The organism is Halopseudomonas phragmitis (assembly GCF_002056295.1).
Classification (GTDB): domain Bacteria; phylum Pseudomonadota; class Gammaproteobacteria; order Pseudomonadales; family Pseudomonadaceae; genus Halopseudomonas; species Halopseudomonas phragmitis.
Genome location: NZ_CP020100.1, coordinates 1,172,144 through 1,194,515 on the forward strand (window position 1 = coordinate 1,172,144; position 22,372 = coordinate 1,194,515).

The window sequence follows — 22,372 nt, forward strand, 5'->3', positions numbered from 1 at the left end:
CCGTTACTCAATTAAAGCAGGGCGTAAGTAGAACATGCCCGGTCCGGGAGCGCGAGTCCTGGACCGGGGTTCGTTCAGCACGGATTCAGCCTTGGCCTCAGCTCGGGCTGGGCAGGCCGAGAATGGCGGTGGCGATACCGAAGTACACCAGTACCCCACTGGCGTCGGCAATGGTGGTTACCAGGGGTGCCGAGGCGGTGGCCGGGTCAAGGTTCAGGCGGTTGAGCAAGAACGGCAGGCTCATGCCAATCAGGCTGCCGATCATAACGATCACCAGCATGCTCAGCGCTACGACCAAAGCGATATCGGGGCCGCCTCGCAGCCAGCCGAGACTGGCGATCGCCAGCCCCATGGTCAGCCCCAGAGCCCCGGCTACCAGCAACTCCTTGCCAAGCAGCCAGCCCCAATCGCGGAAGCGCACATCGCCAACGGCCAGACCGCGCACCATCAGGGTGGCGGCCTGGGCACCAGCATTACCACCGCTGCCCATCAGCAGGGGAAAGAAGAATACCAACACGATATAGGCTGAGATGGTGTCTTCAAAATAAGCGATACCGGCGCCGGAGAAAATGTTGGCGAAAGCCAACAGCACCAGCCAGCCGACCCGCTTGCGGTACAGGGTCAGCAGGCTGGCGCTGCGCAGGCCGCCTTCCAGCTTGCCGATGGTTGCGCCTTTATGCATGTCTTCGGTGGCTTCGGCTTCGGCCACGTCCATCGCATCGTCATAGGTGACAATACCCACCAGCCGGTCGCCACCGTTGGTGATCGGCAGGGCCAGAATGTCGTAGCGGGCGATCAGTTTGGCCACTTCTTCCTGCGGGGTATCGACGCTGGCTGATACTACCTCATGGGTCATCAGCGCCTCGATCCGGCTGTGTGGCGGCGCCAGAATCAACTCGCGCAGCGACAGGGTGCCGGCGATGCGCTGCTGCTCGTCAAGTACGTAGATCTGGTAGATGGTCTCGGCATCCGGCGCGGTCAGGCGGATCTGATCCAGCGCTTCGCGGGCGGTCAGATCGGCCGGCACCACCACGTAGTCGCTGGTCATGATCGCCCCGGCGGTGCCTTCGGCATAGCTGGCCAGGCGCCGCAGCTCTTCGCGCTCCTCCTTGGCCATGCCACGCAGGATGGCGTCCTGGCGAGCCGGGTGCAGCAGGTTGAACAGGTCGGCGCCTTCGTCGGCATTCATACGAGCAAGCAGCTGGCCAAGGCGCAAGTCGTCGAGATCTTTGGCTATTTCGAGCTGTTCGCTGGGCTCGAGATAGCCAAAGACATCGGCGCGCGCATCGATGGGCAGATAGTTGAGCAGTTGCAGGCTGGTGGCAGGCTGCTCGGTGCGGACAAATTCGGCAATGTCGGCGGTGGGCAGCTCGCTGAGCAGCAGACGGATGGCGTCGTGGTCCTGACGCTCCATGGCGGAGCGCAGGGATGCAGCAAGAGTTTCGTAGCTCATGGGTAACTCCTTGTAGCGCGTGCCGGCCAGTGCACGCAGGAGTTACCGGGGGATTACCGGCAGCAGGCTCCAGACGCGAACAGGCAGGCCGCGCGAACGCTGTGGTTCGGGGTACTGTGTTCAGTTGTCAAGCATCTACTGGGAAGGTCCATAATGGCCTCATGATTTCGCCGGCAAATTGCGGCGCGTGGAAGTTAAAGGATCGGTACCTATTGGTCAAGTCATGACCTGAAAAGTTCATCAGGCCGACAGCTTCTGTTCAGGCTGCCGGCAAATAGCGCAGCAGCAGAGCAAAGGCCGGATCCAGCTGAGGCGGGCAGGGGATCTGCACCTCATGACCATTGCCCGGCGCTACCTCGATGGCCTGGCCTTGGGTGTTGCGCAGTGCCTCCAGAGTAAAGCTGAGATTGCCCGATGGGGTCATCAGCTCCAGTTGGTCGCCCAACTGGAAGCGGTTCTTGACCGCCACGTGCAGCCAGTCGCCATCGCGTCGCAGGGCCTCGCCGACAAACTGGTGGCGGGTCATGCGCGAGGCGCCATGCTCATAGTTTTGGTATACCCCCGGTGGATGACGACGGTAGAAACCTTCGGTGTAACCCCGGTTGGACAGGCTCTCCAGATCATCCATCAGCGCCAGGTCGAAGGGTTTGCCGGCCACCGCATCGTCGATCGCCTTGCGATAGGCCTGTACGGTGCGGGCAACATAGAAATGGGTCTTGGTCCGGCCCTCGATCTTCAGCGAGTCGATACCCATCTCGACAAACCGCTGCACATGCTGCACGGCGCGCAGGTCCTTGGAGTTCATGATGTAGGTGCCGTGCTCATCCTCTTCGATGGCCATCGGCTCATCCGGCTTGCCGGTCTGGGTGATGATGTGGGCGCCGCCCGCTGGCTGGTAATTGCCCTCGGCGGTTTCCTCGGCCGGCTGGACCTCGTACTGCCAGCGGCAGGCATTGGTGCAGGCGCCCTGGTTGGCGTCGCGGTGATTGAAGTAGCCGGACAGCAGGCAACGCCCGGAGTAGGCGATACACAGCGCGCCGTGAACGAACACCTCCAGCCCGACATCCGGGCATTTTTCACGGATCTCGGCCACTTCTTCCAGTGACAGCTCGCGTGACAGGATTACCCGCTCGATGCCCTGATCCTGCCAGAACTTCACCGTGGCCCAGTTCACGGCATTGGCCTGCACCGACAGGTGAACCGGCAGTTCGGGCCAGCGCTCGCGCACCAGCATGATCAGCCCGGGGTCGGACATGATCAGCGCATCCGGGCCCATCGCTACCACTGGTTCCAGGTCCCGCAGATAGGTGGCTACCTTGCTGTTGTGCGCAGCGATGTTGCTGGCCAGGTAGAAACGCTTGCCCAGTGCCTGGGCTTCGCCAATCGCCGCAGCCATCACCTCGGGGTCGTGAAAGTCGTTCTCGCGCACGCGCAGGCTGTAACGTGGCTGACCGGCGTAGACCGCATCGGCGCCGTAGGCGAAGGCATAGCGCATGGCCTGCAGGGTGCCGGCCGGGGCCAGCAGTTCGGGGGTCTGGGGCATGGTGAGAATTCCTGTGTTCAAGACAAGATTGCGGCGCAGCATAGCCAGGCGTGCGGTACCCGGCATTGACCGAGATCATCGCTGCGGCCTATGGCCTGGCAACAGCCGGGCTAATGGGCATGACCGGAAGGGGAGCAACATGGCATCGTGGGACTACAAGAAAGCGCGTTATCAACAAGAACAAGGAGGCATCCGATGCGCTGGAAACACCGTCCAGAAGGCTCGAACTGGGGTGAGTTTGGCCCCGATGACGAACTCGGCCGGCTCAACCTGCTGACCCCGGACAAGGTCTTGCAGGGTGTGGCCGAGGTGCGCGAAGGGCGCAGCTTCTGCCTGAGCCTGCCGCTCGACTATCCCGGCGGCAACGCGCTCAACCGCCTGCGTCATCCACCCCGGCGCTTTACCTCTGGGCGTGGCGACAAGCTCAATTACAACTTCGAATTGCAGCGCATCAACCCGGCGTTCACCGATGTGGTCAGCGATGATGCGGTGCTGCTGTATACCCAGTATTCAACCCAGTGGGATGCGCTGTCGCATGTCGGTGCGCTGTTCGATGCCGACGGTGATGGTGTGGCCGAGCCGCTGTATTACAACGGCTGGCGCGCCGGCGAGCATATTCGTGGGCCGGCCGGGCATGAGGATGCGCTGGAAGGGGTGAATGCCGAGCGTCTCGGCATCGAGAAAATGGCCGAAACCGCGGTCAGTGGCCGGGCGTTGCTGATCGATCTGCAGAAGCACTGTGGCCACGAGCGGGTACTGGTCGATCATGCCCGCCTGCAGCAGATCATGCTGGCCGATGGCGTAGTGGTTGAGCCGGGCGATATGGTTTGCCTGTATACCGGCTTTGCCGATGTGGTACTGGGCATGGGCAGGCAGCCGGACGCCAAGACCCTGGAAAACAGCTGCGCGGTGCTCGATGGCCGCGATCCAGCGCTGTTGCAGTGGATCAGCGACAGCGGTCTGAGTGTGCTGATTGCCGACAACTACGCGGTCGAGGCCTACCCGGCGCGCGATGGCGGCAGTTGCTGCGCAGCCTTGCCACTGCATGAGCACTGCCTGTTCAAGCTGGGTATCCATCTGGGCGAGCTGTGGTATCTGACCGAGCTGGCGCATTACCTGCGCCAGTCCGGCCGTTATCGTTTCCTGCTCAGCGCACCGCCACTGCGCTTGCCCGGCGCGGTTGGCTCGCCGGTGTCGCCAGTGGCGCTGGTCTGAGCCGCCGGGCGGTTTGGTCGTCACTGACCTGGAAACTGTCGGACAACTGATTCAGGCGCTCGGCGGTTTCCCGGACCTGGGCTGAGCTGCTGCGCAGTGTGCGGATTACCCGGGCCATCGAGCTGCTGGTCTGGGCGACCCGGTCGGCCTGGCGACCGTGCTCCTTGCTGTGACTGTCCATCAGGGCGATCACCTCGAACAGCTCCTCGACGTTGCGATAGAGCAGGTCGTTGTCATCCGAGGCGGTGCTGGCCTCCTGCAGTTGCAGATCGACATCGGCCACGCCCTGTTCCATCAGATTGACCGCCTCGCGGGTGGCTTCGTGGATGGCGTTGATGCCCTGGCTGATTTCCGCAGCCGCATGGGCGGTGCGGGCCGCCAGGGCTCGCACCTCGTCGGCGACCACGGCAAACCCCCGGCCATGCTCACCGGCCCGGGCGGCCTCGATCGCGGCATTGAGGGCCAGCAGGTTGGTCTGGCTGGTGATATCGGTGATCAGCGAAACCCGGCCGGCGATGTCGGCCGAGCGCTGGTCCAGCACCTGCACGCTGTTGGCCGAGGTTGCGACGATATCGCGGATCTTGCGGGTACCACTGCTCAGAGTGTCGAGGCGCTGGCGCGCCGAGTCGACCACGCTGGCCATGTTGGCTTTCATCTGCGCGGCGGTTTGCGAGGCGTCGTCGAGCGTCTGCAACTGGGTTTCGATCATCCGCAACATCTGCTGGATATCGCCGGTGACGGTCTCGGCGGTAGTGCTGGCCTGCTCATTGCGCGCGAGCATCTGTTCGCTGTTGCGCAGGGCATGGCGGCTGGCGCGCTTGACCCGACCGACGATGGTGTCGAGGTTGTCGATGAAGCTGTTGACCCAGCGTCCCAGTTCACCGGTTTCGTCCGCTACCAGACGGCTGGTGTCCATACGCTGGCTGAGGTTGCCTTCGCCCTCGGCAATGGTGCGGATGATTTCGGTCATCCGGCCCATGCGTCGGGCCAGCCGGCGGGTGCCACGCTGCCAGAACCAGAGCGCTGAGGCGCCCATCGCCAGCGCATTGCCGGCTATGGCGAGCAGTGGCCCGGCACCAACCAGGGCCAGTGCAGCCTGAGTGCCGGCGAGCAGCAGCAGAATCAGCAGGAACTGACGCATCAGGGTGTAGCTGAGCGAGCGGTAGCGATACACCTCTTGCAGGTCGGCCTCGCACATCATGCCCCAGCGATCGGGCGAGCCCGGCAGGCTGAAGGTCACCCCCTTGCCGATCACCGGAATATGCCGGTAGTCGGAGTAACCGGGGTAGGTAACGAACAGGTTGCTGCCGTTGCGGATGGTTTCCCGCACTCCGGGGTGCAACTGGCCGGTGGCCGGATCGGTGAAGCGAATCTCGAACTCGGTATGTGCGTTGACCCGTACCGTACCCCAGGCGGTGCGGATACCGTCCTTGAGGTTGTCGCCGTGACTGAAGGTGCTGTCTTCAAAGCGCGAGCGCGACAGTGCCCGGCCTGGCTCAATGCCAGGGTCGAAGCGCGACTCGACCATGAAGATGTAGTTGTCGCCGGATTCGGGATAAATGTGTCCGGCTTCGCGCTGGATCAGATCGCCGAGCACGTCGTTGGGCACCCGGGCGCAAAGGCAGCCGCCCTGGGGCAACGGCAGAAAGAACATCAGGGTCACGGCATCATGAAAGCTGGAGCTGGATGGCCCCAGCGTCAGGGTCCGTGGGTCGATATACGGGCCGTGCAGCAGGCGCTGACGCAACCCGGTCTGTACCGCATGTGGATCCAGCGCAGCCGGTAGGTCGTTGGCGCTGCTGTAGAGCGCCTGGCCCTGGGCGTCGAGTACGAACAGTTCGTTGGCATCCGGCAGTTTTTCGCTCAACTGGCGCAGTTGCTGGGTGTCGATCTGTTCGGGCTCGGCCAGCAGGGCTTCGGCAATGCCTTGCAGCCCCGACCACTGGTTTTCACACCATTGCTGCAGCAGTCGGACCCGAGTGCTGGCAATGCTTTCGAAGATCTCTTCGAGCTGGGCATAACGGTTGTTGTTGAGGCGGCAGGCCCAGCCCATGGCCAGTTTGCCGCTGCTGCCGGTCCAGGGCAGCCAGTGGCGTTCGGCTGCACTCAGGCTCATTGAATGGCTACGTAAAGACATCAGGTACCCCCATACCCTTTTCTTGAACCGGTCACCAAGCAATAAGCGCACCAAAATGGCACGTAATGGCTAGATGACCTTATTGGCAGGGAGCTGATGAATTAGAGGTTTTTTACAGGGCGCGCAGATTTGGTGCGGAAGAAAAGAAACAGGGCGCATTGCGCCCTGTTTTAGTGCGTGCATGTTAAGCGGCGGGCCTTAACGTTCGATGCGCCAGGGTCAGCAGCACCGCCCCGGCAATGGTGGCGAATGACAGAATGAACAACTGCATTTCGCTCAAGGCCAGGAACGGGTTGTGCGGCATTGCCAGCAGCAGCCCGCCGCAGATGAACAGCAGGCGTAACGGCCAGTGCAGCAGCCCGCGCTGACTCAGGTCGCCAAGCCATGGCAGGTAACCCTGCAGGCCGCCGGCGACCAACAAAATACCGCCCACCGCGCAACTGATCGCCAGCAGAATATCGCTGCCATCACCCTGCAGCAGCAGCGCTGGCTCCAGCACGAAGAAGAACGGGATGAAGTAGATGATGCTGCCCATCTGCATCGACACGAAACTGGTCTTCATCGGGCTGGAGCCAGCCACCGAGGCAGCAGCAAAGGCACCGATCGCCACCGGCGGGGTGATGAAGCTGAGCATGCCCCAGTAGAGGATGAACATGTGCACCGCCATCGGGTTCATGCCGCCGTTGATCAGCGCCGGTGCCAGGGCAATGGCCAGGAAGATGTAGGCTGCGGTGACCGGCATGCCGATGCCTAGGATGAAGCTGGTCAGCGCGCCCATCAGCAGCAGCACGAACATGTCGCCGCCGGCGATGAACAGCAGGTCGTTGGCGATGGTGCCGGACATCCCCGACACCGCCAGCGCGCCCATGATCAGGCCGACCCCGGCCATCAGCCCGGTCAGCTCGGCAAACAGCGCACCGCAGGACTCGGCAAAGTCCTTGAAGTCCTTCCAGCGCCAGCGGCTGTGTTTGCGCAACTGGTTGATCACGATCAGCAGCGCGGTGGCGTAGAAGGGCGCAATCGCTTCCTGCTTCATGAACAGCAGCATCCAGATCAGGAAGGCGAATACGAAAATGTAGTGCCAGCCCTCCTTGAGGGTGTCGCGCACGCGCGGCAGGTCGATGGCCGGCAGGCCCTTGAGCTTGTTGCGCGCCGAGTAGAAATCGATCTGTACGAACAGGCCGAAGAAATACAGCGCCGAAGGAATCGCCGCGGCCAGGGCGATTTCACCGTAGGGAATGTCGAGGAAGGTCGCCATAACGAACGCGGTGGCGCCCATTACCGGTGGCATCAGTACCCCGCCGGTCGAGGCGCAGGTTTCCACCCCGGCGGCATAGGGCTTGGAGAAGCCGACCTTGCGCATCGCCGGAATCGACAGCGGGCCGGTGGTCAGTACGTTGGTCACCACGCTACCTGACATCGAGCCCATCAGGCCGCTGGAGAAAATCGAAACCTTGGCCGGACCGCCACGGACCTTGCCGAGCAGGGCAAAGGCCAGATCGATGAAGAACTTGCCACCGCCGGTGCGCTGCAGAGCGATGCCGAACAGCAAAAAGCCGATCACCAGATTGGCGAACGCCTGCGAGGGAATGCCGAGCAGACTTTCATCGCTGTTGGTGTGGTAGATCGCCACCAGATCGATTGGGGTCGAGATCCCGGCGAAGCTGTCCGGCAGCTTGCCGGCGAAGATCGGGAAAACCGAAGCCAGAAACACCACCACGAAGATCGGCCAGCCGCCGCAGCGGCGGGTGGCTTCCAGGGCCAGAGCCCACAGCACCAGGCTGACATAGACCACATACTGCGGCGCCGCGTATTCCCAGCCCTCATCGACTGACACCGCCTGATTGGCGATGAAGAAAATGCAGCACAGGCCGCTGGCCAGTGCCATCACCCAATCGTACCAGGGCACCGACTTGATCCGCCGGCCACGCCCGGCCGGGATGGCGATGTAAACCATCGGCAGCATCATTGCCAGCAGGCCGTAGATGTATTCGCCGGTCAGCATGGTGTAACCGGTCAGCGCGCCGAAGTTGAAGATATGGTAGATCGCCAATGCTGCGGTCAATACCGCAACGATGCGCAGCAACAGTCCGGTCAAGGGGTTGCGCAGGGCTTCTTGTTGTTCTGACATGGATACCGCCTCATGATCATGACAAAGGGCGTGGTCGTTAAACCCCGCCCCGTTAACGGGGTTGCCTTAGCGGCGGAAACCGGGATCAAAGCCGGCTTCGGTCAGGGCCTTGGCCCGACGCTGCATCCAGCTCATCTGGAAGTTCTCGGTCTCGCCAGCGGCCAACTGCTCCTGCCAGGCGGCCATCAGTATTTCCTGGCGGCGCAGCAGCGACTGGTTGTGAGCTTCGTATTCGTCGCTCCAGACCCCGGCTTCACGGAAGTAGCGCACCGCGCCTTCGTGGTAGGGCATTACCCAGTCGAACACCTGACGGTCCAGCGCCCAGCCTTCGGCCCCCGGCGCCAGATCCTTGAAGTGGTCGTAGTGCTGATCGATAAACTTGGTCAGCGCGTAGATTTCGTTGGCGTTGCGGCTGGCGTTGGTCACCAGGATCGGCAGCGCGTAACCGCCACCATGCCAGGGGTTGGCCTCGGACACACCGGCGCCACGGGTCTCGATCTGGGGGGTGTAGTAAGGAATCACCTGCTGCGCCCGAGCCCAGGCAGCCTTGTCGGTCTCGGTTTCGTTGGGCATGTGCAGCCAGCTGATGCCACGCGGACTGGCGGCGATGCGCTCCATCAGCGGGGTGCGGGTAGACATCGGCATAACGTCGGCGTGGCCGTTGATCAGCATCTCGATCGCCTCGTTGGTCCCGGCCGCATCAACCCGGCGCACGTCCTGCCAGCTCAGGCCGGCATAGGCGAGGATGGCGCTGGTGATCATGTTGATCGAGTCAGCACCGCGAATGAAGATGATGCGCTGGTTACGCAGCTCGGAAGGCAAGGTCAGGCCGGTATCGGCTGCGGCAGCCAGGCCAAAACTCTGGGTACCCTGGGACGCCAGCACCATGCGGATCGGCTGCGGGCCCCAGTCGGGTTTGTTGAACAGGAAGATGCCTTCCTGGCCGAAATAGCTGGCGATGCCGCACAGACAGTAATCGGCTCGACCGGTTTTCAGCGGGATCATCCGTGACACATCGTTGCGACCGGGGAGAATGCGGATATTGCTGCCGACCTCGTGCTTGAGCATGCCACCGAGAGCGGCAGCCTGGGCGTAACCGGCAGCGCCGGTGCCATAGGCGGTCCAGACCATGACGCGGGGCAGATCGGAATGCTCCGAAGCCGCCGCCGGTAAACCGAGCGTCAGAGCCAGTGCGCCGACAAAACTACGTAGGCGTGTGCGCATAGTGTGCCTTTCTTATGATTGGTTTCGCTGTGCGAAACACAATTAGTGTCATGTTTCGCTTGTCAGAATAACATTTTACTCAGCATGAGACACATTGCAAAAGGCATTGCGTAAGGAAAGGTTAATTCAGCTTAGTACAGGATCGGCTGGGTTTGAGGGCTAATGCGTAAGATCGAACCGCTCCTGCTTGCCACTGCCTGGGGCTGGTGCGCCTGGATTGCCACGGGCCTGCGGCCCTCGCAATGACGGTTGAGGTGGGTGCGTACTTCGTGCTTTCGCAGTGGCGGTTGAGGGGGGCGTACTTCGTGCGTTTCGCAGTGGCGGTTGAGGGTGAGGCGTACTCCGCGTGCTTCGCAATGGCAGTTGTGTGGGTGAGGCGTACTTCGTACGTTTCACCACGACGATTGCGGGCCACCGCACCCACTGTGCCCGTAATCACCCCCACACAGCCCGCCCCCTCGTCATTGCGAGGGCCGCAGGCCCGCGGCAATCCACAGCGCGCGCCTGGATTGCCACGTCGGCGGATGGCCGCCCTCTGTTCCTCGCAATAACGATTGCGGAGTAGCCGCACCCACTGTGCCCGTAATCACCCCCACACAGCCCGCCCCCTCGTCATTGCGAGGGCCGCAGGCCCGCGGCAATCCACAGCGCGCGTCTGGATTGCCACGTCGGCGGATGGCCGCCCTCTGTTCCTCGCAATAACGATTGCGGAGTAGCCGCACCCACTGTGCCCGTAATCACCCCCACACAGCCCGCCCCCTCGTCATTGCGAGGGCCGCAGGCCCGTGGCAATCCACAGCGGCGGCAGAGAATCCAGACAAACAAAAACCCCGGCACCAGGCCGGGGTTCTCGTCGTACTTGCAGCCTGAGGCTTACAGCTTGCCTTCCAGCTCCGGTACCGCCTCGAACAGGTCAGCTACCAGACCGTAGTCGGCAACCTGGAAGATCGGGGCTTCTTCGTCCTTGTTGATCGCGACGATCACCTTGGAGTCTTTCATACCGGCCAGGTGCTGGATCGCACCGCTGATGCCGACCGCCACGTACAGCTGCGGAGCAACGATCTTGCCGGTCTGGCCAACCTGCATGTCGTTCGGCACGAAGCCGGCGTCCACTGCGGCACGCGAGGCGCCTACCGCCGCGCCGAGCTTGTCGGCCAGCTTGTAGAGCATTTCGAAGTTGTCGCCATTCTGCATGCCACGGCCGCCAGAAATGACGATCTTGGCACCGGCCAGCTCGGGACGGTCAGACTTGGCCAGCTCTTCACCAACGAAGGCCGAGATGCCGGCGTCAGTGGCGCTGGCAACCGCTTCTACGGCGGCGCTGCCACCTTCGGCGGCCACGGCGTCAAAGCCGGTGGCGCGGACGGTGATGACCTTGACCGCAGCGCTGGACTGCACGGTGGCAATCGCATTACCGGCGTAGATCGGACGCTTGAAGGTGTCGGCGCTTTCGACCGCGATGATCTCGGAGATCTGATCGACGTCCAGCAGCGCGGCTACGCGCGGGGCGTAGTTCTTGCCGTTGGTGCTGGCCGGAGCCAGGATGTGGCTGTAGCCCTTGCCGACTTCGGCAATCAGCAGCGCCAGGTTTTCCGGCAACTGATGGGCGTAGGCGGCGTTGTCAGCAACCAAAACCTTGCTCACACCGGCGACCTTGGCCGCAGCTTCAGCCGCGGCGCCACAGCCTTGACCGGCTACCAGCACATGGATGTCGCCACCGATGGCCTGGGCAGCAGCCACGGTGTTCAGGGTCGCGGCGTTCAGTGCGGCGTTGTTGTGTTCGGCAATAACCAGAATGCTCATGTTCAGATCACCTTGGCTTCGTTCTTGAGTTTGTCGATCAGTTCGTCGACGCTCTTGACCTTGATGCCGGCGCTGCGGGCAGCCGGGGCTTCAACCTTCAGGGTGGTCACGGTCGAGGCGGTGCTGACACCCAGCTCTTCCGGCTTGAGGGTTTCCAGCGGCTTCTTCTTGGCCTTCATGATGTTCGGCAGCGAAGCGTAACGCGGCTCGTTCAGGCGCAGGTCGGTGGTGACGATGGCCGGCAGTTTCAGATCAACGGTCTGCAGACCGCCATCGATCTCGCGGGTGACCTTGACCCGGTCGCCTTCGACATTGACCGCCGAGGCGAAGGTGCCCTGGGCGTAGCCGGACAGGGCTGCGAGCATCTGGCCAGTCTGGTTGTTGTCGGAATCGATGGCCTGCTTGCCAAGGATGACCAGTTGCGGCTGTTCCTTGTCAACCACGGCCTTGAGCAGCTTGGCGATGGCCAGCGAGTTCAACTCATCGGCAGACTCAACCAGCACGGCGCGGTCGGCACCCAGAGCCAGCGCGGTGCGCAGTTGCTCCTGAGCGGCGGTCGGGCCTACGGAAACGGCAACGATTTCAGTTGCCACGCCCTTCTCTTTCAGGCGCACGGCCTCTTCTACGGCGATTTCGCAGAAGGGGTTCATGGACATCTTGACGTTGGCAAGATCGACACCGCTGTTGTCCGCCTTGACGCGAACCTTGACGTTGTAGTCGACCACGCGCTTAACGGCGACGAGGATTTTCATGGACGCTAGTCCTCCACAGGTCTATGAGACGCCCGAGGGCGCATGACATTCAAAGGGGTGCATAGCATACCGGGCGCAGGTCGTGCCCGATAGTGCGAACCGTCATAAAATGATGACGTTTCGGCCAAAATAACGGCTTTTATGCCGTTATTCTGGCCGAATACCGAGTGTTACGCTGCGTCGATCTGACTGGCGTAGGCTTCCAGGTGGTGGTCATCATCACCGAACTGGTGGCTGATCATCACCAGGCGCTTGGCGTAGTGGGCGCCGTTGTACTCCCAGGTCATGGCGATACCGCCATGCAACTGGATGCACTGTTCGGCAACATAACGCGCGGCGCGGTTGACGATGAACTTGGCGGCGGCCAGCTTGGCGCTGCGCTCGGCGCTGTCTTCGTCATCGGCCAGACAGGCAGCGAGGATGGCCATCGAGGTGGCACGCTCCAGCTCGCTGACCATGTCGACCATGCGGTGCTGCAGGACCTGGAACTTGCCGATCGGCACGCCGAACTGCTTGCGGGTCTTGAGGTAGTCCAGGGTCAGATCGCAGGCTGTGCGCATGGCACCTACGGCCTCGGCACACAGCGCGGCGATGGCGCGGCCGCTCTGGTAGCGGATGGCGTCAAAGGCTTCACCAGCGGCGCCGAGCAGTTCACCCTTGACGTTGTCGAGGGTCAGCTCGCAAGCCTTGCGGCCATCGACGGTAGCGTAGACGCGGCGGCTGACGCCGGCAGCGCTGGGGTCGATAACGAACAGGCTGATGCCTTGCTGATCGCGCACGTCACCGGCGGTGCGGGCCGAGACCAGGATTTTGCCAGCGGTTTGGCCGCCAATCACCACGCCCTTGCGGCCGCTCAACACCCAGTCGCCGCCCTGTTGGGTGGCGGTGGTGGTGACGTTGGCCAGATCGTAGTGGCTGTTCAGCTCATCCAGGGCTACGGCAGCCTGCAGCTCGCCAGTGGCGATGGCGCCGAGCAGCTCTTCCTTCTGGGTGTCGTTGCCCAGTTGGCTGATCAGGCCGCCGGCCAGGATCACCGACTCCATGTAAGGCTCCAGGCAGATACCCTTGCCCAGCTGTTCCATGATCAGCATGGTTTCCACGCCGCTGCCACCAAAGCCACCCAACTCCTCGGAGAAGGGAATGGCGGTCAGGCCCAGCTCGCCGAGCTGCTGCCAGAAGGCGGTGCTGAAACCGGCTTCGCTTTGGCTGAATTTGTTCCGGCTTTCGAAGTCGTATACGTCACGAACCAGGCGCTCGGCAGTTTCCTGCAGCATCTGTTGTTCTTCGGTCAATTTGAAATCCACGGTCGGCCTCCTCAGAGCTCAAGAATCATTTTCGAGACGATGTTCTTCTGGATCTCGTTGGATCCGCCGAAGATCGACAGTTTGCGCATGTTGAAGTACTGCGAGGCCGGTGCGGCGGCATAGTCGTCGACCAGGAATTCGCCGTCGTAGTCCAGCTCCAGCTCTTCCGGCAGGAAGGGCAGGGCATACGGACCCAGTGCCTTGCGCATCAGGTGAGTAATGGCCTGACGGATTTCGGTGCCCTGGACCTTGAGAATCGAGCTTTCCGAACCCGGTACGCCACCTTCGGAGGCGGCGGCAACGATGCGCAGGGTGCTCATTTCGGCGGCCATCAGCGACATTTCCACTTCGGCGATCTGGCTGCGGAACAGTGCGTCTTCGATCAACGGGCGGCCATTTTTCTGCTGCTTGCTGGCGATGCGCTTGAGCTGGCGCAGGGCGGCCTTGGAGGCGCCGATGCCGGCCAGGCCGGTACGCTCGTGGGTCAGCAGGTACTTGGCGCAGGTCCAGCCCTTGTTCTCTTCACCGACCAGGTTCTCGACCGGCACCTTGACGTCGTCGAAGAATACTTCGTTGACTTCATGGTCGCCGTCCAGGGTGATGATCGGGCGTACGGTGATGCCGGGGGTGGCCATGTCGATCAGCAGGAAGGAAATCCCGCGCTGCTGCTGGGCTTCCGGGTCGGTGCGCACCAGACAGAAAATCCAGTTGGCGTGCTGACCCAGGGTGGTCCAGGTTTTCTGGCCGTTGACGATGTAGTAGTCGCCATCGCGCACGGCGCGAGTCTTCAGCGAGGCCAGGTCGGAACCGGCGCCCGGCTCGGAGTAACCCTGACACCACCAGTCGGTGCCGTCGAGAATGCGCGGCAGATACTTGGCTTTCTGCTCTTCGGTGCCGAACTTGATGATCACCGGGGCGACCATGTTGACGCCGAACGGCACCAGACGCGGTGCGCCAGCAGCGGCAGACTCTTCGTCGAAGATGTGCTTTTCGATCGGGCCCCAGGTGGTGCCGCCGTGCTCGACCGGCCAGCCGGGCGCGTACCAGCCCTTGTTGGACAGAATTTTCTGCCAGCGCTGGTGGTCTTCCTTGGACAGATGCTTGCCAAGCTTGACCTTGGCAGCGATATCGGCAGGCAGTTCCTGTTTCAGGAATTCACGCACTTCATCGCGGAAGGCGAGCTGTTCGGGAGAAAAATGGATTTCCATTGTGAGTCCTCGTTGTAATACGGGTATCCGGCGGCCGGCACTGGGCCGGCCGCACTGATTCATCAAAGATCAGCGAACTTGCGTCCTTCCTTGGCCAGCTTTTCCAGCAGCGCGGCTGGCTTCCACCAGGCGCCATGCTGCTCGTGGAACTCGCAGATCCGGGCATAGACACGATCCAGGCCAATGGCATCAGCATAGAACATCGGCCCGCCCTGATGGGCTGGGAAGCCGTAGCCGTTGAGGTAGATCACGTCGATATCGCTGGCGCGCTGGGCAATGCCTTCCTCAAGGATTTTGGCGCCCTCGTTGATCAGCGCGTAAATGGTGCGCTCAATGATGTACTCGTCAGTCAGCTGACGACGCTCGATACCCTGCTCCTTCGACGCGGCATCGAGAATCGCCGGCAGCTCGGGGTTGGGCAGCGGGGTACGCGAACCCTTTTCATAGACGTAGAAGCCCTTGCCGGTTTTCTGGCCCAGCATGCCGGCCTCGGCCATCTTGTCGAGGATGGTCGGCAGCTTGAACTCGGCCGGCAGGCTCTGACGCTGACGGGTACGAATAGCCAGGCCGATATCCAGGCCGGACAGGTCGCGCATGGCGAACGGGCCCATGGCCAGGCCGAACTTGCGTAGCGCGCCGTCGATCTGCTCCGGGGTGCCGCCTTCTTCAAGCAGGAACTCGGACTCGCGACCGTACTGGAACACCATGCGATTGCCGACGAAACCGTCGCACACGCCGACCGGCACCGAAACCTTCTTCAGCTTCTTGCCGATGGCCATGGCGGTGGCCAGCACTTCATGGCTGGTCTTGGCGCCGCGCACCACTTCCAGCAGGCGCATGACATTGGCCGGGCTGAAGAAGTGCAGGCCGACCACGTCCTCGGGACGCTTGGTGAACTCGGCAATCTTGTTCAGATCCAGCGAGCTGGTGTTGGAGGCCAGGATGGCGCCGGGCTTGCAGTTGGCATCCAGGGCTTCGAAGACCTTCTGCTTGACGCCCATGTCCTCGAACACCGCCTCGACCACCACGTCGACGTCAGCCAGGTCGGCGTAATCGGTCACGCCGCTGATCAGGCTCATGCGTTTTTCCAGCGCGTCCTGGGTCAGGCTGCCACGCTTGACGCTCATGCCGTAGGTATCACGGGCACGCTCGATGGCCTTGTCGCGGGCCTCGCTGCTGATCTCGAGGATCTTCACCGGAATGCCGACGTTGGCAAAGCAAATGGCGATGCCGACGCCCATGGTGCCGCCACCAATGACGGCGGCGCTATTGATGGCGCGTACCGGCGTGTCCTTGGGCAGGTCGTCGATCTTGGAAGCCTGACGCTCGGAGAAGAACGCATGCACCAGTGCCGCGCGCTGTGGTGATACCAGGCACTCGCCGAACAGTTCGCGCTCGCGCTTCAGACCTTCGGTCAGCGGTAGGGTAAAGGCGGCTTCGACGGCGGAGACACAGCGTTGCGGCGAGAACAGACCGGGCATCTTCTTCTCGATTTCGGCGCGTTTGGCGGCTACGGCGGCGGCATTGTCGGCGCCGTCGAGCTTGTCGGTGCGCTCGCCGGTGCGGCGCGGGCCCTTGCCCTCGGCCAGCAGTTTTTCGGCGAAGGCGATGCCGGCGGCGGTCAGGTCACCATCGACCAGTTCATCGATAACACCCAGTTCGAGGGCTTCGCTGGCGCTGATCGGGTTGCCGCTGACAATCATGTCCAGGGCCTTGGCCACGCCAACCAGACGCGGCAGACGCTGGGTGCCGCCGGCGCCCGGCAGCAGGCCAAGCTTGACTTCCGGCAGGCCGACCTTGGCGCTCTTGACGGCGATCCGGTAATGACAGCTGACCGCCACTTCCAGGCCACCGCCCAGCGCGGTGCCGTGGATTACCGCGACGCTGGGCTTGTTGCCGGACTCGATACCGTTGACCACTTCGGGCAGGCTCGGCTCCTTTGGCGGCTTGCCGAATTCCTTGATGTCGGCACCGGCCATGAAGGTCGCGCCTTCACAGACCAGCACAATGGCTTTGACTTCAGGATCGGCCTCGGCGGCCTGGAAGCTGTTCTGCAGGCCTTCACGCACGGCAATGCCCAAGGCGTTGACCGGCGGGTTGTTGACTCTGACGACCGCGATGGGCCCCTGGCGTTCCAGTGTGACCACGTCCGACATGCTGAACCTCCGTTGGGTGTTTATTTTGCGTTTCACTATGCGAAATAATGAAATCATGTTTCGCTAGGCAAAATACAAAAAATAAAACCGCTTGTCGATGCCCCGGACGGGAGAAATGGGGATTTATTAGTAAAGGTGATGAGCAGCAGCTGCGCCAGAGCCTGTCCGACGGCTGGTGTAGTGACCGTGACAATCCATGAAGTAGAGGCTGTGACGCTGGATTGCCACGCCGCTACACGGCTCGCAATGACGTACTACAGAGTCGGGGCACTACCTTCAGCGCCGTCACCCACCCGTCATTGCGAGGGCCAAAGGCCCGCGGCAATCCACGAAGAGGTGGCCGTGGCACTGGATTGCCACGCCGCTACACGGCTCGCAATGACGTACTACAGAGTCGGGGCACTACCTTCAGCGCCGTCACCCCACCCGTCATTGCGAGGGCCAAAGGCCCGCGGCAATCCACGAAGAGGTGGCCGTGGCACTGGATTGCCACGCCGCTACGCGGCTCGCAATGACGTACTACAGAGTCGGGGCACTAACTCCAGCGCTGCGCCCCCAACCGTCATTGCGAGGGCCGCAGGCCCGTGGCAATCCATAAGAGGGTGGCCGTGGCAATCCATACGGCGCAGGGTGTCTCGCAATGAGGCAGGAGAGCTGGGCGTCAGACGCCCAGTCGTTCGATATCGCGGGCCAGCATGGCGAGCTGGTGGGCGAGCTGGTTCTTGACCTTTTCTTCCGACACCAGATACGACGGCGCACCACAGGTCAGAGCCATGATGGTGCCGTCCTGCAGAAACAGCGGTACCCCGGCGGCATTGACATTGCGGTCCCAGTCGCCGAGTGACAGGCAGAAGCCGTGTTGGGCGTAGTCGGCAAAACCCTGCGCCAGGCCTTTTTCCAGCTCCGGCCAGGTGTCCGGGTTGCGGGCCTTGATCGCATCCAGCACATGCTGGCGCTCTTCGTCCTTCATCGCCGCCAGGTAAGCCCGACCGGCAGCGGTGGTGGCCAGCGGCAGACGCACACCAACGTCCATGCGCAGCGAGGTGGTCTCGGCCGGCCGGCAGTTCTCGACATAGATCATCGACAGCCGGTCACGACAGGTCAGGCCCACAGAGGTATTGGTGGTGCGGGCGAATTCGTCCATGTATGGCTTGGCCAACTGGCGCACGCGCAGATTGGAGACGTAGGCGTAACCCAGGGCCAGAACACCGGAGTCGAGCTGATACTTTTCCAATTGCGGGGAATAGCTCAGGTAGCCCAGCTTGGTCAGCGTATAGGTCATGCGCGAGACCGTAGGCTTGGGCAGGCCGGTAATCCGGGCAATATCCTGATTGCCCATCACCACCGCACCCTGACTGAAGGCGCGCAGCACATCCAGGCCGCGTGACAGGGCTTCTACGAATTTGCGGTCCTTGCCGGCGGCGGGGTCCTTGAGTGTTTCCAGATCGTCGTTCATGGGGCCTGCTTATACTAGATGTTGGAGCCGGAGGCATTTTGGCCGCCGGAGCGCCCGATTGTTCGAACCGGGCAAATTATTGTTGTTGTAAAGGGTGAACGATACCAGAGTCCGGCGTTCTGCACAGCGGTACGCGTTCGAGTTTGTCTCAATCATTGCACAGTGTCAGGTAATAGAATAGCATCTTTTTGGTATCGTGTTTCGCACAGTAAAATAATAGTCCACAATCAGAGGTTAAGATGTCGACACCCTCACAGTCTGTTGTCGGCGCTCGGCTGGCCGAGCTGGGTCATACCACCGTTTTTGACGTAATGGAGCAGGCCTGCCGTGACTACGGCGACAAGCCGGCGTTCTCCTGTGGCCCGGACACCATCAGCTTCAATGCCCTGCGCGGCCGGGCCGATGCTTTTGCCCGCTACCTGCGCCATCATGCCGGCCTGCAGCCGGGTGATCGGCTGGCGATCCAGCTTCCCAACCTGTTGCAATACACCATCGCCATCTTCGGGGCATTGCGGGCCGGGCTGGTGATCGTCAACACCAATCCGCAGTACACCCCATACGAGGCGCGTCACCAGTTCGCCGATTCTGGTGCCAAGGCGGTGGTGGTGCTCGACAAGCTGGTGCCGCTGGTACGCAAGATCCAGGGTGAAACCCAGCTCGAACGGCTGATCGTGACCAGCCTCGACGATATGCACAATCCGGTCCATGACACCGACCAGGCTGACGAAGTCCGCTTCATGCAGGCTTTGCGGCTGGGTGAGCAGTTGCCGGCGGTCACGCCGGAGCGCGGGCTGGATGATCTTGCACTGTTGCAGTACACCGGTGGCACCACCGGGGTCTCGAAAGGGGCGATGCTGACTCACCGCAATATCCTCAGCAACGTGTTGCAGGCAGTCAGCATCATCAAGCCGGGCGATGTCGAGTACGGCAACGAAGTGCGGGTCTCGCCGCTGCCGCTGTACCATATCTTCGCCTTCACCGCGAACTGCATCGCCTCGGTGTTCACCGGCTTCCACAGCATCCTGATCACCAACCCGCGCGATCTGGACGGCATGATTGCCGACCTCAAGCGCCACAAGTTCACCCTGCTGACCGGGATCAACTCGCTGTTTGTTTCCTTGATGGCCCATCCTGAGTTCGACACTATCGATTTCAGCAGGTTGAAGTGGGTTAACTCTGGTGGCGCGCCGCTCAATACCGAGATTGCCAAGCGCTGGCAGGCTCGCACCGGCAGCGTGATCCGCGAAGGCTTTGGCCTGACCGAAACCTCGCCGGTGGTGGTCGCCTCGACGGCCTTCACTCCCTACAAGGAAGGCTTTATCGGCAAGGCCGTGCCGGATACCGAGATGAAGATCGTCGACGACGAAGGTCGTGAACTGCCGGCTGGCGAGGCTGGCGAGTTGCTGATTCGCGGGCCGCAGGTAATGGAAGGCTACTGGCAGCGCCCGGAGGAAACCGAAGCGGTGTTCAGTGCCGACGGCTGGCTGAAGACCGGCGATGTCGGGGTGATCGACGAGGAGGGTTTCCTCAAGCTGGTGGACCGCAAGAAGGACATGATTCTGGTGTCCGGCTTTAACGTCTATCCCAACGATGTCGAAGACGCGGTGATGCGCCATCCGGGCATTCGCGAATGCGTAGCGGTCGGGGTGCTGGACGAGCGTACCGGCGAGGCGATCAAAATCTATGTCAGCCTGCACGATACCAGTCTTGATGAAGCGGCAATCATCGCACACTGCCGCGAGCACCTGACCGGCTACAAGGTGCCCAAGCACGTTGAGATTCGTGACGACCTGCCCAAGTCCACGGTCGGCAAGCTGTTGCGCCGGGTGCTGCGTGACGAAGCGCGGGCGCAGGCTGGCGCATGAGCAGCCTGACCCTGACGATCACCGACGGCGTCGCCGAGATCGGCCTGGACGACGGTAAGGCCAACGCCTTGTCGCAGTCGATGCTCGACGCGCTGTTGGCGGCCATGGCGCAAGCTGCTGAGGCCGACTGTGCGCTGCTGATTTACGGCCGGCCCGGCTGCTTCAGCGGTGGATATGATCGCAAGCTGATCGACTCCGGCGGCCCGGCCTGCAATGCGATGCGCGCTGCAGGGGACCGTCTGACCCTGGCGCTGCTGGATTATCCCGGCCCGGTGGTGATGGCCAGTACCGGCCATGCCATGGCCAAGGCCGCGTTCATGCTGCTGCTGGCCGACTACCGGCTGGGGGCTGCTGGCGCCTTCCGCATTGGTCTCAATGAAGTAGCAATCGGCATGACCATGCCTGATGCTGCCATGCTCCAGGCCCGTGCCCGGCTGGCGCCGCAGTGGCTCAATCGCTGCGCCTTGCAGGCCGAGTCGCTGAACCCGGCGCAGGCGCTGGAGGCGGGGTTTCTTGATGAACTGCTGCCGCCTGAGCAACTGCTCGACCAGGCCCGGGCCAAGGCCCGGCAACTGGCGGCGCTGGACCGCAAGGCCTACCGCGAAACCCGAGCGCTGCTGCATGCCGCGCTGCGCAAGGATCTGGCCTGGGTGTTTGGCTAGCAGACCCCAGGCTTATTCCTTGAAATACACCACCTGAGTGCTGGTCAGCAGCAAGGTGCCGTCATCCGCCCACAGATGGGCGATCTGGTCGGCATAGTTGTTGTGCATGCGGGTAGCCCGGGCCTGACCCAGCAGATGGCGGTTGCCGACACGAGCCAGTTGCGCCTGATCGGCATGGAAATAGTGGGTCATCGACACCGTACCGGCCGGGGTGAAACGCTGGCGGCGGTGGAAGATGCGCGGGGCGAAGATATCACCCAGCGCGGTCAGCGAAGCGAAGTCGAGCGGCCGGGGCGGGTTGTCGCGAGCCCACAGCAGGCTTTCGGTATCACTTGATTCCTCTGCCTGGGTCGGGTCGAACAGGCCGCTGACATAGCGGAAATCATAGTTGCCGAACCACTTGCGGTCGGCGCGCAAGGGCAGCGCTGCCAGGCTAGCCGCCGCCGGGGCCTCTGGACAGGCAATCTGCTGCTCTGACCAGGTCTCGCGGCGGGTAGCGAAAAACGCGCTGGCGCTGGTGACCACCTGGCCGTCCTGACGTTGCAGCAACAGCCAGTGCTGGGTCGAGCGGTTGGTGCGCAGCGGCACGGCCTCGATCTCGAACTCACCCGGCCCGACCGGTCCGGCAAAGTTGACCGTCAGCGATACCGGCTCACCAATCACCTCGGGGTGTTGCAGCGCGGCATTGAGCAGGGTTGCTGCGGTGACGCCGCCGAACGGGCCGACCATGTTCAGGTAGGCCTCGCTGGTGCTGCCAGTGAACTGGTTGGGTGCGGTTGCGCGCAGGCTGATTGCCTGGTCGAAAGCGTGGAGTTGTGGGGCTGCTGCGTTCATACAGGTGCTTCCAGAAACTGACGGTTATGCGGTGCTGGCCGTCCTGGCGCACTCGACAGAAAAGGCGGTAGCGGGTGGCCCGCTACCGTACAGGGATCAGCCGCGCTGGTAGGTGCCGATCAGGCGGTTCATCGCCTTGGCATGCGGCTCGATTTTGGCCAGCAATTCCCACAGGCTCAGGCCGGCTGGCAGGTCCAGCTCGGCGTCCAGAGCGATGACCCAGAAGTAATACTTGTGCTGGCCGTGGCCTTGCGGCGGCATCGGGCCGTTGTAGCCGACCTTGCCGAAGTCGTTCTTGCCCTGGGTGAAGTCGCCGCAGCCTTCGGCCAGCGACGTGACCGAGCCGGGGATGTTGTACAGGGTCCAGTGTACGAAGCCGTAGGTGCCGTTGGCGCTGATCAGCGGTGCGTCCGGGTCATGGCAGATTACCGCGAAGCTCTTGGTTCCGGCCGGGGCGTTGTTCCAGCTCAGCTGTGGCGAAACATCGACACCTTCGCCGGTGTGCTTGGCAGGAATCGCTCCGTCGTGGGCGAAGGCGCTGCTGGTCAACTGCATGTCATTGGTGAAGGCAAAACCCATGATCAACTCCTTTGCGGTAAGACGAATATGATGAATGTAGTGAGGCTGTT

The 22,372-nt window shown here is 62.4% G+C and carries 16 protein-coding genes; 3 read left to right on the forward strand and 13 right to left on the reverse strand.

Annotation, left to right across the window (positions count from 1 at the left end):
- Positions 1-97 precede the first annotated feature (97 nt).
- Together mgtE and trhP are read right to left on the reverse strand one after the other, a co-directional pair.
- Positions 98-1,453 (reverse strand): magnesium transporter, encoded by a 1,356-nt coding sequence (gene mgtE, locus BVH74_RS05445; protein ID WP_080049084.1) that lies wholly within the window; start codon positions 1,451-1,453, stop codon positions 98-100.
- Positions 1,454-1,712: 259 nt separating this feature from the next.
- On the reverse strand, positions 1,713-2,996 hold the full coding sequence (gene trhP / locus BVH74_RS05450; protein ID WP_080051634.1) for a prephenate-dependent tRNA uridine(34) hydroxylase TrhP: 1,284 nt from the start codon (positions 2,994-2,996) through the stop codon (positions 1,713-1,715).
- A 195-nt stretch (positions 2,997-3,191) separates the two neighbouring features.
- Between trhP and BVH74_RS05455 the strand changes: the two genes are divergently transcribed.
- Positions 3,192-4,211 carry a cyclase family protein gene (locus BVH74_RS05455; RefSeq protein ID WP_080049085.1) on the forward strand — a complete coding sequence of 340 codons (1,020 nt, stop codon included), beginning with the start codon at positions 3,192-3,194 and terminating at the stop codon, positions 4,209-4,211.
- Here BVH74_RS05455 and BVH74_RS05460 read toward each other — a convergent pair.
- The 9 genes from BVH74_RS05460 to BVH74_RS05500 all read right to left on the reverse strand — a co-directional run bounded on the left by BVH74_RS05460 (position 4,144) and on the right by BVH74_RS05500 (position 18,382).
- Positions 4,144-6,348, reverse strand: a complete 2,205-nt coding sequence (locus BVH74_RS05460) for a methyl-accepting chemotaxis protein (RefSeq protein ID WP_080049086.1) — start codon at positions 6,346-6,348, stop codon at positions 4,144-4,146. The two genes, BVH74_RS05455 and BVH74_RS05460, sit on opposite strands and share 68 nt — an antisense overlap.
- A gap of 184 nt (positions 6,349-6,532) precedes the next feature.
- Complete coding sequence (locus tag BVH74_RS05465; RefSeq protein WP_080049087.1) at positions 6,533-8,479, reverse strand: TRAP transporter permease; 1,947 nt, start codon at positions 8,477-8,479, stop codon at positions 6,533-6,535.
- A gap of 66 nt (positions 8,480-8,545) precedes the next feature.
- Positions 8,546-9,703, reverse strand: coding sequence for a TAXI family TRAP transporter solute-binding subunit (locus BVH74_RS05470; RefSeq protein ID WP_080049088.1), 1,158 nt, complete (start codon positions 9,701-9,703; stop codon positions 8,546-8,548).
- Positions 9,704-10,576: 873 nt separating this feature from the next.
- Positions 10,577-11,506 (reverse strand): electron transfer flavoprotein subunit alpha/FixB family protein, encoded by a 930-nt coding sequence (locus BVH74_RS05475; protein ID WP_080049089.1) that lies wholly within the window; start codon positions 11,504-11,506, stop codon positions 10,577-10,579.
- Between the two features lie 2 nt (positions 11,507-11,508).
- Positions 11,509-12,258: an electron transfer flavoprotein subunit beta/FixA family protein gene (locus BVH74_RS05480; protein WP_080049090.1), complete on the reverse strand. Its 750-nt coding sequence runs from the start codon at positions 12,256-12,258 to the stop codon at positions 11,509-11,511.
- A 170-nt stretch (positions 12,259-12,428) separates the two neighbouring features.
- Positions 12,429-13,562 (reverse strand): acyl-CoA dehydrogenase family protein, encoded by a 1,134-nt coding sequence (locus BVH74_RS05485; RefSeq protein ID WP_080049091.1) that lies wholly within the window; start codon positions 13,560-13,562, stop codon positions 12,429-12,431.
- An 11-nt stretch (positions 13,563-13,573) separates the two neighbouring features.
- Positions 13,574-14,770 carry an acyl-CoA dehydrogenase family protein gene (locus BVH74_RS05490; protein ID WP_080049092.1) on the reverse strand — a complete coding sequence of 399 codons (1,197 nt, stop codon included), beginning with the start codon at positions 14,768-14,770 and terminating at the stop codon, positions 13,574-13,576.
- Positions 14,771-14,832: 62 nt separating this feature from the next.
- Entirely contained in the window at positions 14,833-16,926 is a 2,094-nt protein-coding gene (locus BVH74_RS05495; protein ID WP_080049093.1) for a 3-hydroxyacyl-CoA dehydrogenase NAD-binding domain-containing protein, read from the reverse strand.
- A gap of 661 nt (positions 16,927-17,587) precedes the next feature.
- Positions 17,588-18,382 (reverse strand): IclR family transcriptional regulator, encoded by a 795-nt coding sequence (locus BVH74_RS05500; RefSeq protein WP_080049094.1) that lies wholly within the window; start codon positions 18,380-18,382, stop codon positions 17,588-17,590.
- A gap of 239 nt (positions 18,383-18,621) precedes the next feature.
- Here BVH74_RS05500 and BVH74_RS05505 point away from each other — a divergent pair, with 239 nt between their 5' ends.
- Positions 18,622-20,247, forward strand: coding sequence for an AMP-binding protein (locus BVH74_RS05505; protein ID WP_080049095.1), 1,626 nt, complete (start codon positions 18,622-18,624; stop codon positions 20,245-20,247).
- Positions 20,244-20,909 (forward strand): crotonase/enoyl-CoA hydratase family protein, encoded by a 666-nt coding sequence (locus tag BVH74_RS05510; RefSeq protein ID WP_080049096.1) that lies wholly within the window; start codon positions 20,244-20,246, stop codon positions 20,907-20,909. Before BVH74_RS05505 ends, BVH74_RS05510 begins: the two co-directional genes overlap by 4 nt.
- Before the next feature lie 12 nt (positions 20,910-20,921).
- Here BVH74_RS05510 and BVH74_RS05515 read toward each other — a convergent pair whose 3' ends face one another.
- Together BVH74_RS05515 and BVH74_RS05520 are read right to left on the reverse strand one after the other, a co-directional pair.
- The gene (locus tag BVH74_RS05515; RefSeq protein ID WP_080049097.1) at positions 20,922-21,743 is read right to left on the reverse strand and encodes an acyl-CoA thioesterase; all 822 of its coding nucleotides are present in this window, start codon (positions 21,741-21,743) and stop codon (positions 20,922-20,924) included.
- Positions 21,744-21,839: 96 nt separating this feature from the next.
- Positions 21,840-22,322, reverse strand: a complete 483-nt coding sequence (locus BVH74_RS05520; protein WP_080049098.1) for a YbhB/YbcL family Raf kinase inhibitor-like protein — start codon at positions 22,320-22,322, stop codon at positions 21,840-21,842.
- Between the last annotated feature and the right edge of the window lie 50 nt (positions 22,323-22,372).

Bases quoted from the DNA above. Each gene is read 5' to 3' on its own strand.
- mgtE (WP_080049084.1), bottom strand. From the start codon at position 1,453: ATGAGCTACGAAACTCTTGCTGCATCCCTGCGCTCCGCCATGGAGCGT.
- trhP (WP_080051634.1), bottom strand. From the start codon at position 2,996: ATGCCCCAGACCCCCGAACTGCTGGCCCCGGCCGGCACCCTGCAGGCC.
- BVH74_RS05455 (WP_080049085.1), top strand. From the start codon at position 3,192: ATGCGCTGGAAACACCGTCCAGAAGGCTCGAACTGGGGTGAGTTTGGC.
- BVH74_RS05460 (WP_080049086.1), bottom strand. From the start codon at position 6,348: ATGTCTTTACGTAGCCATTCAATGAGCCTGAGTGCAGCCGAACGCCAC.
- BVH74_RS05465 (WP_080049087.1), bottom strand. From the start codon at position 8,479: ATGTCAGAACAACAAGAAGCCCTGCGCAACCCCTTGACCGGACTGTTG.
- BVH74_RS05470 (WP_080049088.1), bottom strand. From the start codon at position 9,703: ATGCGCACACGCCTACGTAGTTTTGTCGGCGCACTGGCTCTGACGCTC.
- BVH74_RS05475 (WP_080049089.1), bottom strand. From the start codon at position 11,506: ATGAGCATTCTGGTTATTGCCGAACACAACAACGCCGCACTGAACGCC.
- BVH74_RS05480 (WP_080049090.1), bottom strand. From the start codon at position 12,258: ATGAAAATCCTCGTCGCCGTTAAGCGCGTGGTCGACTACAACGTCAAG.
- BVH74_RS05490 (WP_080049092.1), bottom strand. From the start codon at position 14,770: ATGGAAATCCATTTTTCTCCCGAACAGCTCGCCTTCCGCGATGAAGTG.
- BVH74_RS05495 (WP_080049093.1), bottom strand. From the start codon at position 16,926: ATGTCGGACGTGGTCACACTGGAACGCCAGGGGCCCATCGCGGTCGTC.
- BVH74_RS05500 (WP_080049094.1), bottom strand. From the start codon at position 18,382: ATGAACGACGATCTGGAAACACTCAAGGACCCCGCCGCCGGCAAGGAC.
- BVH74_RS05505 (WP_080049095.1), top strand. From the start codon at position 18,622: ATGTCGACACCCTCACAGTCTGTTGTCGGCGCTCGGCTGGCCGAGCTG.
- BVH74_RS05510 (WP_080049096.1), top strand. From the start codon at position 20,244: ATGAGCAGCCTGACCCTGACGATCACCGACGGCGTCGCCGAGATCGGC.
- BVH74_RS05515 (WP_080049097.1), bottom strand. From the start codon at position 21,743: ATGAACGCAGCAGCCCCACAACTCCACGCTTTCGACCAGGCAATCAGC.
- BVH74_RS05520 (WP_080049098.1), bottom strand. From the start codon at position 22,322: ATGGGTTTTGCCTTCACCAATGACATGCAGTTGACCAGCAGCGCCTTC.